This is a genomic window from Micromonospora sp. NPDC007230 (assembly GCF_042869115.1).
Taxonomy (GTDB): domain Bacteria; phylum Actinomycetota; class Actinomycetes; order Mycobacteriales; family Micromonosporaceae; genus Micromonospora.
Map to the genome: position 1 here is coordinate 39,752 of NZ_JBIAFE010000036.1, position 13,222 is coordinate 52,973.

Here is a 13,222-nt window from a genome sequence, read left to right on the forward strand (position 1 = left end):
CCTACCAGGTCAGGCCGTGGCCATAGGGGTAGAGCACGGTGCCCACGCCCTCGGACGTGGGGATCGTGACGGGCAGCCGCCCGCTCGGGGACAGTTCGCCGTGCAGCGCGCGGACGAGGGCGTCCATCGCCGCCACGGTGTATGAGTAGGTCGCCACGTAGCTGGTCACACCCGGCAGGTACGCGATGTCGTACGGATCCCGGACCGCCGCCACCACCACGGGCTTCCCGGTGTCGACCAGCGCCGCGACGAGGCGCCGCTGGGTGCCGCGTGGGTCCGTGACGACGTTGTCCCACGCCTTGTTCACCAGCACGACGGTGAGATCGTGGTTCGCCGCCTGGGCGGCCGCCGCAGCGATCTGCGCGTCCGACGGCAGGGTCGCGGGCCGGGCGGTGGCTCGGGCGCCGCGGGCGGTGAACCCGTCGGCGACCGTCGCGATCGGCGCGAAGGCGGCACTGTTCCAACCGGTGACCAGCACCGACCGGTTCGCGTGGGCCAGTGGCAGCAGCCCGGCGTCGTTACGGACCGCGGTGAGGGTCGCGTCGGTCACCCGGGCGACGGCGGCGATGTGCTGGGGCGCGCCGACCGTCCGTACCGCCTCGTCGACATCGACCAGCGGCGACCCGGCCAGCCCTTGCCGGTACTTCATGGCGAGGATGCGCCGGACCGACTCGTCGATGCGTCGCTCGGTGAGCTCGCCGGTGGCGACGGCCCGCAGCACCGCATTCCGCGCCAGCTGGAGGTCCGGCGGCATCAGGAGCTGGTCGGCGCCGGCCTTGAGCGCCAACACGGGTACTCGGTCATCGCCGTACTTCTTGCGCACGGCGGCCATGTTCAGCGCGTCGGTGACGATGACTCCCCGGAAGCCCAGTTCGCCGCGCAGCACGCCGGTGAGAACCGCCGGCGACAATGTCGCGGGGTCGCCGGACGGGTCGAGCGCGGGCACCACGATGTGGGCGGTCATGATCGACTCGACGCCCGCGGCGATCGCCTGCCGGAACGGCGGCGCGTCGATCCGGTCCCACTCCGCCCGGCTGTGGTCGATCACCGGCAGGCCGGTGTGGCTGTCGTCCGCCGTGTCGCCGTGGCCGGGGAAGTGCTTCGCCACCGCGGTCACGCCGGCGCCGTCCTGGAACCCGCCGACCTGTGCGGCGGTCAGCTCGGCCACCAGGGTGGGGTCGGCGCCGAAGGACCGTACGCCGATCACCGGGTTGCCCGGGTTGATGTTGACGTCGGCGATCGGCGCGTACGGCTGGCGGACGCCGACCGCCCGCAGCTCCCGTCCGGTGATCTCCGCCGCCGTGTACGCGGCCTCGGGCGAGCGCCCAGCGCCCAGGGCCATCGCCCCGGGGAACTGTGCGGCGGGGGCGGGCATCCGCAGCACCACGCCCTGTTCCTGATCCGTGGAGATGAGCAGCGGCACCCGACCCTTGGCGCCGTCACCGAGGGCGGCCCGCTGGAGCCCGTTGGACAGCGTTGCGATCTGCCGGGGGCTGTCCAGGTTGTGCGACCAGGAGAAGTAGATGACGCCGCCGAGGTGGAACCGGTCGATGACCTCGGCCGGCGTCTCGACGCCGAACGCGGCCCGGTTGGCGGCCCGGTCGGCGGCCGTGGGCTCGGCGGCGTCACCGCCGTAGACGTAGGTGGAAAAGAGCTGGCCGACCTTCTGCTCCAGGCTCATGTGTCGCAAGGTCGAGGTGACCCAGCCGTGCTCGGCGGCGGTGGGCGGGTCCACAGGCGCGGCGGAGGCCTGGACGGGGAGCGGCAGGACGGTGGTCGCCAGAGCGGCCAGCAGTACGAACGCGGTGCCGAGTCGAGCCTTCATGGACGACGACCTCTCAGTCCGAATGACTGAAACTTAGCTACATGTCGATATATCGTCAAGAAGGTTAGCTACAGGGCCGGCTGGTTGAGTTCGCGGCGTTCAGTGCTGGAAGGCCGAACGAACTGTGCCGCCGACAATCGCGCACCAGGTGTCCACGTCGACCTTCCCATTGGGTACCAGGCCGTGCAGGCGCTGCATGTCCTGGACCGCCTTCATGGTGTTGTGGTCGAAGTCGCCGGTCAACGTGACGTCGTCGTACCCCTTGCGGCCGAGCAGGAACTGCACCGCGTTGACGGGAAGACCGCTGGCGTCCTTCTCGAGTGTCGGCACAAGCGCTTCCCAGGTGGCCGCGTCGAAGGTCGCGTCCGGGTCAACCGGAATCCCGTGGCTGGCTTGGAAGTCGGCCACGACGGGATTCATGTCGTAGCCGAAGTTGCCGTTCGGAGTCAGCGGGTACCCGAGATCCGCGAGCAGGTACTGCGCGACCTGCACAACCGGGCCGTCGACGAAACGCCAGATGTCGGGCCACCGGCGCGCGGGGATGTCCGACTGTGGTGTGCCGAGTGCTGCCGCGACACGCGAGCGCACCATCGGGAACAACCGGTAGAAGGCGATGCCCGGGCACTGGGTGGGGTAGAAGTCCCAGTGGCCGAAGATGTCCCATGGCTGCAGCCGGAACTGCTGGCACACGGCGGTGCACAACCTCACCAGCGCGTCGAGCAGTGCGTCCGGCGGCGTCTCGGTGATGTAGGTGCCCTCGTTCTCGATCCCGATCGCGTTCCCGTTCTCGCCCGGGCAGTGTGCGGCGCTGATCTGGTGTGCGCCCGCGTCGAGCGTCTCCAGGCTGCGGCGGCGACCCTCCAGCACGTAGCCGCCACGGCTGACCGTGAAGTGCTGTCCGGTGTCCACCCAGCCGTTGCCGTCCATGTGCAGGTCCTGGCAGTCCCGCGCCAGTTGCATCGCGTGGTCGCGCGAGTAGTCCGTGACGTTCGGGAACGCCATGTGATGCAGGATGATCTTGTTGGTGGTGTTGCCGGTGATCTGAATCGCTCCCCTTGGCGGACGCGCGCCCCATGTGTCGCAGTCAATGATCCAGGGGAACATGGCGCTGGGCGCGGCGCCCGCTGGCGCCGCCACGAACAGGTCAGTACCGACGATCGCCGCGATCCCAGTACCCAGACCTGCCTTGAGCAGGGTACGACGGTCGACCTCGTGCCGATGAGTTGACATGCGCTGCCTCCGAGAGGGGGGTGGAACAACAACGACAACTGTTGTAGGAGGTCATCTCGCCGAACGGTGGGTGGCCTGGCATGGTGCCACCTTCATCCGCGAAGATCGGTGAAATATTTCGACTATTCCACCGCAACGTCTGGCAATTTTCAACAGGCCGAGCGTCAACGGTCGGCTGCGGCGCCACAGCACCCGAAATGTGCTTCTCCAGCGACCGTGACGTCTACCGCCGTCTCGCCGGCCTCAGTCGAGCAGGGCGAGGAAGCGGCGCAGGGCCGGGTTCGCGCTGTCGCGGGGCCAGCACAGAGCCACGTCCACAGTGGGCGTCGGAGCGGTGAACCGGCGCAGCCGTACATCGCGCAGCCGTAGCGCGCGGGCGCGGCCGGCCGGGACGGCCGCGACCACGTCTCCCTGCGCCACCGCCCGCAGCAGTTGCTCGTCGTCCGGCTCCTGTCGGACAAGGTTGAAGCCGCCGTGCGGCCAGACCTGGGCGATCGTGCGGTCGAACATGCCGGGGCCGTTCTCGCGCGGCCACATCACGGCCGGCAGGTCGACCACCTCGGCCCGGCTGATCCGACGGCGACCGGCGGCGAGGACGTGACCCGCAGGCAGGGCAAGCAGCAGTTCCTCGGTGTCGACGGTCCGGCAGGCCAGCGCGGGCTCGTCGACCGGCGGGCGGACGAACGCCGCGTCGAGCCGCCCGGCGAGCAGGCCGGCCACGTTCGGCGCCGTCCAGGCCGTCTCCGGGACCACCTCGACGTCCGGGTGGGCCGCCCGGAACCGGGCGACCAGCGCGTCGACCCGGCCGCCACGCGCCGACCGGGTGTACGCCAGCCGGAGCCGGCCGCCCCGCCCGCGTACCAGGTCCCGGATGCGGGCGGTGCCCGCGTCCACCTCCGCGAGCAGCCGGGCGGCCTCGCCGGCGATCCGCGCCCCCACCTCGGTCAGCGTGCAGCCCCGGCTGGTGCGGTGTACCAGCGACACGCCGAGCTGGCGTTCCAGGGCGCGGATCTGCTGGCTGAGCGCGGGCTGTGCGACGTGCAGCCGGGCGGCGGCCCGGGTGAAGTGCAGCTCCTCGGCGAGCACCGCGAAGTAACGCAGCCGCCGCAGGTCCGACCAGACGTCCCGGGCCGGCGAGTCGAACATGGACCGATCTTAAGCGGCGCTTATCGCCGGCTACCCGATCCGTCTTGGACGGCGGCCCGTCGGGACGGTGACGATCCGAGGCCAACGGCACGAGCGACGGGAGCGGACGATGGTGGCGGCGACGGACGTGGTGGTGGTCGGGGGCGGGGTCGTCGGGATGACGGCGGCGGTCACCCTCCAGCAGCGAGGGGCGCGGGTGACCGTGCTGGCCGCCGACGACCCGGCGGACACGGTGTCCACGGTGGCCGCCGCGGTCTGGTACCCGAGCCACACCGACCAGGACCCGCGGGTGCTGCGCTGGGCGCGGGAGACGCATGCGGAGCTTCGCCGCCAGGCGGCGGACGGCGTGCCGGGGGTGGTCGACCGGCCGACCCGGATGCTGCTGCGCCACCCGTACGCCAGTCCGCCGTGGTGGGCGGAGGCGTGCGGGGATCTGGTGGCCGAGGCGGCGCGCCCGCCGTACACGGCGCTGCTGCGGTTCACGGCGCCGACGGTCGAGATGAGTCTGTACCTGGCCTGGCTACGGCAGCGGCTGGAAGCCGGCGGCGGGCGGGTGCTGCGCCGCCGGGTGCGACGGCTCGCCGACGCGTTCGAGACCGCGCCGACAGTGGTCAACGCGACGGGGCTGGCCGCCGGCCAACTCGCCGCCGACCCGGCCGTGCACCCGGTGCGCGGGCATCTGGTGCTGGTGGCGAACCCGGGCCTGACGGTCTCGGTGCGAGACGAGGACGACCCGGCCGGGATCACGTACGTGCACCCGCGCCGGCACGACGTGGTGCTCGGCGGCACATACCAGCCGGGGGTGGGGCACACCGCGCCCGACCCGGACACGGCGGCGGCGATCCGGCGCCGCTGCGTCGCGCTGGTGCCGGCGCTGGCCGACGCGCCGGTGCTCGGCGAGCGGATCGGGCTGCGGCCGGCCCGGCACGGCGGCCCCCGGGTCGAGGTGGACCCGGACCCGGCGGGCCCACCCGGCAGCCGGCTGGTGCACGCGTACGGCCACGGCGGGGCGGGGGTCACCCTGTCCTGGGGGTCCGCCGCCGAGGTGGCAGACCTCGCCCTGGACGGCTGACGGAACCGACCAACTTGCGCGCGGATCTGCCGCTGGCAAAGCCGTTACCGAGCCAGGCACCTCTCGTCCAATCCTCCCCGTCAGGCGGGGGCTTGCGACGTCTGTGCCGGTAGCTGGTGCAGCGCGTCCACCAGCGGTGCGAGCTCCGGAAGGTTCTCGGCCTGCGCCAGCGTGGTGGCGAGAACCTCGTCGTGCGTCGGGCGCGCCTGGTTGAGCAGAGCCCAGCCCTGCTCGGTGAGTTCGGTGTAGATACCGCGGCGGTCGTCCTGGCACAGGATGCGGGTGAGCAGGCCACGGTCCTCCAGCCGGTTGACCAGCCGGGTGGTGGCGCTGCCGGAGAGGGCGGCGGCGCGGGCGAGTTGCTGCATGCGCATGTGCCAGCCGTCCTGGCGGGACAAGGCGTCGAGCACGGTGTATTCCACGACTGAGAGGTGGTGCTCGGCCTGCAGAGCCTTCTCCAGGGCGGTGTCGATGAGGCCGTGCAGGGCCGCGAGGGTCCGCCAGCCCTGGGCGCGGATCTCGACCGCGTCGTCGCGGATGCCCACGTCCTGCACTCCTTGCTGTCACCGGTTGTCGCCGACCGTCCGGATCGGGGCCAGCGCTGTTGCCGCAATTCTAGCCGCGTACGCCGATTGTTGCAGACGCCAGCTATGTGACCAGTGGCACGCTTGCGCCGATAGGCGGCGCGCGCAAGTATCTCAGTTGCGTACGCCGGTAGTTGCAGGCGCGCTACATGTCCGCAACGGGAGAACTGATGTCTGCTGAACCGAAGAAGCTGCCACTGGGCCTGCTCGCTCTTGCGATCGGTGGGTTCGGTATCGGCCTCACCGAATTCGTGATCATGGGCCTGCTGCCCGAGGTCGCCACCGACTTCGCCGTCACCGAATCCGCCGCCGGGTGGCTGATCTCCGGCTACGCCCTGTCCGTCGCCGTCGGTGCGATCGGCCTGACCGCCGCCGTCACCCGGTTCAACCGCAAGCACGTCCTGACGGGGTTGATGCTCCTGTTCGTCGCCGGAAACATGGCCTCGGCGCTGGCCGGGACGTACGAACTGATGATGGTCGGCCGCATCCTCGCAGCCCTGAGCCACGGCGCCTTCTTCGGCATCGGCTCGGTCGTCGCGGCAAGCCTCGTCGCACCGTCCCGTCAGGCAGCCGCCATCGCCATGATGTTCACCGGGCTCACCGCCGCCAACGTGCTCGGCGTCCCGTTCGGCACGTTCCTCGGCCAGCAACTGGGCTGGCGATCCACGTTCTGGGCGATCACCGCCATCGGCGTCGTCGCCCTGGTCGGCATGGCCGCCCTGGTCCCGTCACAGACCGCCACCGCCAGCGCCGGCGGGCTGCGCCACGAAGTCAAGGCCTTCGCCCACCCACAGGTGTGGTTCTCGCTCCTGATCACGGTCCTCGGCTTCGGGGGCATGTTCGGCGCGTTCACCTACATCGCATACACCCTGACCGAGGTCAGCGGCTTCGCCGCCGCCACCGTTCCGTGGCTGCTGGTCCTGTTCGGCGTGGGCCTGTTCGTCGGCAACACCCTCGGCGGCAAGGCCGCCGACCGGTCGGTGCCCGCGACGCTCACCGCCGTCCTCGCCGCACTGACCGCGGTCCTGGTCATCTTCGCCGTCACCGCGCCGAGCCAGATCATGACCGTCGTCTCGCTGGCGCTCATGGGCGCGTTCGGCTTCGCCACCGTGCCCGGCCTGCAGATGCGGATCATGCAGTACGCCGGGCAGGCGCCCACGCTGGCCTCCGGCGCGAACATCGCCGCCTTCAACGTCGGTAACGCCCTCGGCGCCTGGATCGGCGGCGTGACCATCACCGCCGGACTCGGCTACACCTCCACGCTGTGGGACGGCGCCGCGCTCAGCTTCGCCGGCCTCCTGGTCCTGCTGATCGCCACCCGGCACGCCGTACGCCGCGACGCAACGCCCGCCGCGGTCAACACCGCCGGCACCTGGGCCTGACACCGAGCCACGCACCTGGACACCGGCGTCCACCGTCGTGGTCGACGACAAGACCGTACGGGCATCGCCGTTTGCCGTGAAGGGGTGGGGCGGCCTCAGCCACCCCACCCCTCAATGGGTTCTCATCCAGACGGCAGACGGCCGTCAGGCGTTCGGTACTTCGTCATCGGGGGCCGTCAGGACGAGCCGGCGTCGGCGGGTGACGAGGAAGAGCACCGCGCCGAGCGCCACGACGCCCGCGCCGATGCCACCGATCAGCCCGGCCTGGACGCCCGTCACCGGCAGGCCGCCGACCGAGCCGCCCGAGCCGTCACCGTCCGAGCCGCTGCCGCCCGCAGCGCCGACGTGGACCCGAAACTCGGCAGTGTTGTCGGCCGGGTTGGCGTCCCTGACGTTGATCGCCGACTGGGCCTTGAGGCCCTTGGGCAGCTTGCCGTTCGTGCTGCGAGCCACCGAGGCGGGGCTGACCTCGGTCTGGGTGGCTAGGGCGACACCGGTGAGCTTTCCGCCCTTCAGCACCACCGGTCCGGGAGCGTCCTTGGCCACGGTCACCGGGAAGACGATGCCCACGACCGAGAGGATGTCGTCGTCCTTACCGCTGTCCTGGTCGATCGGCACCAGCGTGACGTCCTCGTAGTCGCACGTGACTGTGCGATTGCCCGTGCCGTAGGTGCAGCCCGGCTCCGCCTCGGCGAAGGTCACGTGCTCGGGCAGCGCGACGGAGACCTTAAGGCCCTTGGCGATGGTGTCCCCGACATTGCCGACGGCGCCAAGGACGAAGCTGCTGCCGCCCGGCGCTACCGGCTTGTCGGTCAGCTCCCCGTCGTCGGTCACCTGGTACACGTCCTCGGCCACGGCCACCAGATCGACGCCCTTGGCCGGCACGTCGACCGTGACGGTCGCCGAGTTGTTGGCCTGGTCGGGGTCGGAATCCGACACCGCGGTGACGGTGAAGGATCCGGCGGTGCCCGTCTTGCCCACCACAGGCGTCAGCGCGAACGGGGTCTTCTGCAGGAAGCTGCTCCCGACAGCAAGCCCGGGCTCCTCCCGGCACAGCAGCTTCTCGCCGCTGCGCTCGCAGCCGAGCTGCTGCGATGCCCCGACCGTGACCTTGCTGTCATCCAGGCCACTGAGGTCGTATTCAAGGGTCCAGTACGAGCCGTCAGCCGGACCCTTGTTAACCACGGTGGTGGTCAGTTCCCTGACCGAGTCGCCTGCGGTCACGGAAGTGGCCGAGGTGGTCAGCTCCAGGTCGGCGCCAGCAGGCTCTGCATACGCCGGGCTGGTGGCGAGCAGGGTGGCGGATGCGAACAGCGCCAGTGAACTTGCGCCAGCGCGCCTTACCGCACGCATTCTCATGTATCCCCCGTACATCGAAGGGCGGAAGTGGGACCGGGGTACGGTATCGGAGACGGGCAGCCCTCGCTACGTCACAAGCTGATACGGGCGCAGCTTGGCGGCGATGTCGTGGAACGTACGCCGAGACACCACCAACATCGTCGCGTGCGCCAGGCCGCCGCGAAACCTCGGCGGCGGTGCACGCCTATCGGCGGCGCGAACGTTACGCGGCGTGACGCCGTTATCGGCGTCCGGCCGGCAGGCGACACGATCTGTCGCATGGCCTCGATGACGAAGCCGGTCGTCGCCGCGTGTGCGATGACGCTCGTCGAGGACTGCACCCTCCGCCTCGATGACCCGGTCGACGACCTCCTCCCGGAGCTGGCGGACATGACCGTGCTCGCCGATCCCAACGGGCCACTGGACGACACCGTGCCGGCGAATCGCGCGATAACGCTGCGGGATCTGCTGACCTTCACCCTCGGCACCGGCATGGTCCCTGCCGAGCCGGGAACGGTCCCGATCGCCGACGCGCTGAACACACTCGGCGAGCCGCCGCCCGACGAGTGGATCCGCCGGCTCGGCACGCTCCCTCTCGTCCATCAGCCAGGTGAGCGCTGGATGTACGACACCGCCGCCGACGTGACGGGCGTGCTCATCGCCCGGGCCACCGGCATGTCCTTCGGGGATGCCCTGCGCGAGCGGGTCTGCGATCCGCTCGGGATGAAGGACACCGCCTTCAGCGTGGGCGGCGAGAGCATCGGCCGGTTGGCGACGGCGTACGAGCGCGACAATGCCGCCACTGGTGAGCCGGTCGTCGAAGACGGCCCCGACGGGCAGTGGAGCCGGCCGCCGGCGTTCGAAGGAGGTGGCGGCGGGCTCGTCTCGACCGCCGACGACTACCTCGCCTTCGCCTCGGCTCTGCTCGCGGGCGGCACCCACCACGGCGAGCGGGTGCTCTCGCGGCCATCGGTGACCCTGATGACCAGCGACCACCTGACCGCGGCGCAGAAGGCGGTCTCCGGGTTCTGGCCGGGGTACTTCGACACCATGGGCTGGGGTTTCGGGATGTCGGTCCGCACTCGCCGTACGCACCTCGGCCCCTCGGTCGGGAGCTACGGATGGCCCGGTTTCTACGGCACCGCCTGGTACAACGATCCCGCCGAGGACATGACGACGATCTTCATCATGCAGCGGGCGCACGCGGGCGACCAGAGGCTGCCGACGTGGCTCGACTTCTGGACCGCTGTCTACCAGGCGATCGACGACTGACCGCGGGGGCCCGGAGACCGCCAAGCCAGGCTGTGGTGTCCACAGCGCCGCCCGGGGGCCGGACCAGTGACCTACTCACCGGCCGGCGGGGCGCGAGTCAGGCACTGCCGGGGCGGGTGGGGCACTATCGTTCTGGCGTGCACATCCGTTTTGACGTCCCAGCCGATCCCGCCTACCCAGGCCGCGTGGCGGCCGCGCTCAGCAGCGTTCGGCTGCGCAGGTACGGTTATATCGGCGCGGTGCTGGCGGCGGTCGGGGCGATCGGTTTCGCCGTCTCGCAGGGGTTCGGGTGGGGCGATCGGATCTCGCCGCTGTGCTTGGCGATGGTCGCGGGTGGCCTGCTGTCGATGCTGTACTCGCCGTGGGTGCGGTGGCGCGCTCGGCGCCGATCCAGTCAATACGCTGTCGAGGGCGCCTACGACATCACCGACGACAACATCATGATGCGCAGCGGCTCGGAGTCCGGCGGCATCGCCTGGGACGGGGTCGCCCAGGTAAGGGACACGCCCGAGTTCTGGATCGTGTATGTCGGCCGGATGCCGGCGACCGTGATCCCACGCCGCTTGATGTCCGCCGAGGACGCCGAGACGTTGCGTGCCTATATGGCCAAACGCGGGCTGCTCCAGCATCGGTGAACTCATTTGCCGCGACGCGGGCGGCGACTCGACCACCAATTCGGTCACCCTCAGTAGTCGGATCTTGACGCTGACCGGGTCGGCCGCCGCGCCGAACGCTTCACCCACGGCCAGCACATCGGCGATCTGATCCCCGGCTACGCCGTCGACATCGAGGCCAGCCTTACTCAGCAGCTGGACCGGTCGGGGCACAGGAACTGCGATGGAGCCATACCAACCACAACCTCGAGAAGCATGCCGCAGCGTGGGCGACAGCCGTGCCGCGACTCGGTGATCCCGCGGGTGGAACTGGCCGGCGGTCGCAAGCGCCCCCGGCAAGCTGAATCGGGTGATTCGCCGGATGGCCGCAAGCGAGACCAGCTCTCACCCCGTGCTGCCGCACGCCGCTCAGTTCATCGCACACGCCGGCTTGCGATACGAGTACGGGCACAGACATCCACGCAGCTCCGCTCTACGGCATGAGCCCCCATGACCGGTGCGCGGATCTCGCCGAGCAGCCATGCCGACGCCATTCCGCCAACTGACCGCAAATTGGAGCTGCGTCGCCAGTCCTCTACTGTCATCATGTTCGCCGTGCCAGACCGTGTGATGTTCGTTCAGTTGAAGACGGGCCACGACACCGACAAAGGGCCGGCGTGGATCAGTCACGTGCGGTTCAGCAAGAGCTGGCAGACGGCTTACTGGCATGGTAAGACGCTCCGGCGCGGGCGTGGCATGTCTGACGCCAACTTCTACGACGTAGATACCGACGAGGAGTATTGGATCTCCGGACCGCACCGCGACCGCGCGGACACGCGCTACAGCGGCATGCGGCCCGAGATCGATGACGACGTCCGCCAGGCGTACGAGGCATTCCTTCGCGGTGATCCTCTACCAGGCCGCGAACACGGCTGACCTTCCTGGCTCAGCGCCCGAAGGCACCGACCTGTCCCGGTGGGGCGCCGAGGACATCGACGCCGTCGCGGCCACGCTCAACGCTCGGCCCCGCAAGGCACTCGGGTGGAAGACACCCGCTGAGGTGTTCAACGAACAGCTAGCGTCTCTGATCAGCTTAGCGATCCTGAGTCGGATTGAGTTTCCGGGATCGTTTCCCACCGTGGTGGAGATGCATGGACGTGGAGATGGAATCCGGCGCCCAGTGCGGCTCCGCGTGGCCGGTGGCCGGTGGTGGTGGGTGTGCTGATCGTGGTCACGCTCTGGTGTCGGTGGGCTGCGCGGGGCAGCCTCCGGTCCGTTGGCGCGTGTCCCTCCGGACGCTTGCCCGCCTGACCGTGAGGCCGGGTGGGGGAGGGTGCCCCGCGTCGCCTGGGCGCGGGGCGTGGTGCCTTGTGCCGGGTGGGCGTGGTCTTCGACCGGTCCCTCCGACTGGTCTTGGAGGTGCTGGGGGTGACAACGGCTGCGGCTTCGAACTCGTCGACGACCGTGCGGATCACCATGGCGCCGGTGGTCTTGTCGATGACGGTCTTGCCCTGATGGGTCAGACCACGGGCGGCGATACGCCGCCAGGCGCCGTGGTCGCGGTCGCCCTGCCAACGGCAGGATTGGTTGGGGCAGATGGCCCATTTCCATCCCGGTGTGGTGGGCCGGTCGGGGGCTTTGCGGTGCTGTAGCGGGGTCAAACATTGGGGGCAGTGCTTGGAGGTGTTGTGGGCGGGGACGGTGACCACGGCGATGCCGTGCTCGGCGGCGAGGTGCCGCATCCGGTCGCTGATCTTTCCGCGGACCTGCTGGGACAGGCGCGTGTTCAGGCTGTGCCCCATGCCCCGCGCTTCCATCGACCGTAGGTCTTCCAGATAGATGACGGACGCCCGGGCGGCGATCGCCTGGTCCACCGTCCAGCGGGCGGCCGCCCACGCGAGCGCATCGTTGAGGTTGGATCGGCGGGTGGACACGTGGCGGATCTCGCCGGACAGCACCTCGTGTTTCGCCCTCAGCTGCTCGTCGGGGCGGCCGCCGAGCAGCCGCGCGTACTGGTCGGCCTTCGCATGCAGCCGCTCTGACAGGCGCCGGAGCCGGTGCTGCTTGCCGAGGACCCCAGCGGCCCGGAACTGTCCACCAGCCCCCAACGCCGTGATCCGCCCATCCTCTCCCAGTCGTAGGGCTCCGGCGCTGAGGAGGGTGTTGAGGCCCCAGTCCACACCGACCGCCACCGTGTGGCCGGTGCGCGCGGCTTTCGGCACCGGGTGCGTGTATGCGACATCGGCACGCACCTGCCCGCCGGTTATTCGGAGGGTGGGCAGGTGCAGCAACGCCGAGGCAGGAACCGTGGACGGCAGCCTGATCGGACACGCCACCCACGTCCAGTCCCGATACGTCTGCGGATCCGGACGGGTGGGCAACTGCAGCCGCAGCAGCGCCCTGCCCGGGTCGGTGTCGCTGCGCTCGATCGTGGCCTGCTGCCGATCACACGCGGCCAACAGCAACATCCGCCCGATCCTCGGGACGCCTTCGAGTTCGAACACGTCCACCGGCAGCCGGCCGTTGGCCTTGGCGAACGTGGCGGCCTGCCGGGTGCGGCCCTTGATGACGCTGGATGGCAGATGCTGCCCGCCGGGGATCGAGGCCCGAACCTGATCCCACTCCGCGGGCGTGCGCTTGCGCGGATCGGCCGGCCACGTCGACAGGACCCCGGCGGTCACCTCGGCGCGCCACTTCACCGACCGCAGCGCACGCCCCGCCTGCTCCTGCGCCATCCGCACGACCCGATCATTGACCCTCACACCCCCAGGCGCGGTCAC

At 70.2% G+C, this 13,222-nt stretch carries 11 protein-coding genes and 1 pseudogene; 6 read left to right on the forward strand and 6 right to left on the reverse strand.

The features are described 5' to 3' along the window. Position 1: 1 nt before the first annotated feature. The 3 genes from ACFYML_RS33230 to ACFYML_RS33240 all read right to left on the reverse strand — a co-directional run bounded on the left by ACFYML_RS33230 (position 2) and on the right by ACFYML_RS33240 (position 4,201). On the reverse strand, positions 2-1,825 hold the full coding sequence (locus ACFYML_RS33230) for a glycoside hydrolase family 3 protein (protein ID WP_387424404.1): 1,824 nt from the start codon (positions 1,823-1,825) through the stop codon (positions 2-4). Positions 1,826-1,924: 99 nt separating this feature from the next. Beyond that, on the reverse strand, positions 1,925-3,055 hold the full coding sequence (locus ACFYML_RS33235) for an N-acetylmuramoyl-L-alanine amidase (RefSeq protein WP_387424405.1): 1,131 nt from the start codon (positions 3,053-3,055) through the stop codon (positions 1,925-1,927). A 243-nt stretch (positions 3,056-3,298) separates the two neighbouring features. Beyond that, positions 3,299-4,201, reverse strand: a complete 903-nt coding sequence (locus tag ACFYML_RS33240; protein WP_387424406.1) for a LysR family transcriptional regulator — start codon at positions 4,199-4,201, stop codon at positions 3,299-3,301. A gap of 109 nt (positions 4,202-4,310) precedes the next feature. Here ACFYML_RS33240 and ACFYML_RS33245 point away from each other — a divergent pair, with 109 nt between their 5' ends. Beyond that, the gene (locus tag ACFYML_RS33245) at positions 4,311-5,273 is read left to right on the forward strand and encodes an FAD-dependent oxidoreductase (protein WP_387424407.1); all 963 of its coding nucleotides are present in this window, start codon (positions 4,311-4,313) and stop codon (positions 5,271-5,273) included. An 80-nt stretch (positions 5,274-5,353) separates the two neighbouring features. Here ACFYML_RS33245 and ACFYML_RS33250 read toward each other — a convergent pair whose 3' ends face one another. Continuing rightward, positions 5,354-5,818, reverse strand: a complete 465-nt coding sequence (locus ACFYML_RS33250; protein ID WP_387424408.1) for a MarR family winged helix-turn-helix transcriptional regulator — start codon at positions 5,816-5,818, stop codon at positions 5,354-5,356. A gap of 209 nt (positions 5,819-6,027) precedes the next feature. On the opposite strand from ACFYML_RS33250, the gene ACFYML_RS33255 reads away from it, so the two are divergent. Continuing rightward, positions 6,028-7,239, forward strand: coding sequence for an MFS transporter (locus ACFYML_RS33255; protein WP_387424409.1), 1,212 nt, complete (start codon positions 6,028-6,030; stop codon positions 7,237-7,239). A 144-nt stretch (positions 7,240-7,383) separates the two neighbouring features. Here the strand turns inward: ACFYML_RS33255 and ACFYML_RS33260 are convergent, their stop codons facing one another. Continuing rightward, positions 7,384-8,613, reverse strand: a complete 1,230-nt coding sequence (locus tag ACFYML_RS33260; RefSeq protein WP_387424410.1) for a hypothetical protein — start codon at positions 8,611-8,613, stop codon at positions 7,384-7,386. 129 nt (positions 8,614-8,742) lie between these two features. Between ACFYML_RS33260 and ACFYML_RS33265 the strand changes: the two genes are divergently transcribed. The 4 genes and pseudogenes from ACFYML_RS33265 to ACFYML_RS33280 all read left to right on the forward strand — a co-directional run. Continuing rightward, positions 8,743-9,849: a serine hydrolase domain-containing protein gene (locus ACFYML_RS33265; protein WP_387424411.1), complete on the forward strand. Its 1,107-nt coding sequence runs from the start codon at positions 8,743-8,745 to the stop codon at positions 9,847-9,849. Between the two features lie 137 nt (positions 9,850-9,986). Beyond that, complete coding sequence (locus ACFYML_RS33270; RefSeq protein WP_387424412.1) at positions 9,987-10,484, forward strand: YcxB family protein; 498 nt, start codon at positions 9,987-9,989, stop codon at positions 10,482-10,484. Positions 10,485-10,952: 468 nt separating this feature from the next. Beyond that, positions 10,953-11,378, forward strand: coding sequence for a hypothetical protein (locus tag ACFYML_RS33275; protein ID WP_387424413.1), 426 nt, complete (start codon positions 10,953-10,955; stop codon positions 11,376-11,378). Positions 11,379-11,394: 16 nt separating this feature from the next. Beyond that, positions 11,395-11,529 (forward strand): annotated as a pseudogene (locus tag ACFYML_RS33280) (IS30 family transposase); the annotation flags it as partial. A 1-nt stretch (position 11,530) separates the two neighbouring features. On the opposite strand, the gene ACFYML_RS33285 reads toward ACFYML_RS33280, so the two are convergent. Next, the coding region (locus ACFYML_RS33285; RefSeq protein ID WP_387424414.1) for a zinc ribbon domain-containing protein at positions 11,531-13,222 on the reverse strand (1,692 nt) is incomplete at its 5' end.

What these genes read in the sequence shown, in the direction of transcription:
- ACFYML_RS33230 (WP_387424404.1), bottom strand. Translation starts at nt 1,825, where the DNA reads ATGAAGGCTCGACTCGGCACCGCGTTCGTACTGCTGGCCGCTCTGGCG.
- ACFYML_RS33235 (WP_387424405.1), bottom strand. Translation starts at nt 3,055, where the DNA reads ATGTCAACTCATCGGCACGAGGTCGACCGTCGTACCCTGCTCAAGGCA.
- ACFYML_RS33240 (WP_387424406.1), bottom strand. Translation starts at nt 4,201, where the DNA reads ATGTTCGACTCGCCGGCCCGGGACGTCTGGTCGGACCTGCGGCGGCTG.
- ACFYML_RS33245 (WP_387424407.1), top strand. Translation starts at nt 4,311, where the DNA reads ATGGTGGCGGCGACGGACGTGGTGGTGGTCGGGGGCGGGGTCGTCGGG.
- ACFYML_RS33255 (WP_387424409.1), top strand. Translation starts at nt 6,028, where the DNA reads ATGTCTGCTGAACCGAAGAAGCTGCCACTGGGCCTGCTCGCTCTTGCG.
- ACFYML_RS33260 (WP_387424410.1), bottom strand. Translation starts at nt 8,613, where the DNA reads ATGTACGGGGGATACATGAGAATGCGTGCGGTAAGGCGCGCTGGCGCA.
- ACFYML_RS33275 (WP_387424413.1), top strand. Translation starts at nt 10,953, where the DNA reads ATGACCGGTGCGCGGATCTCGCCGAGCAGCCATGCCGACGCCATTCCG.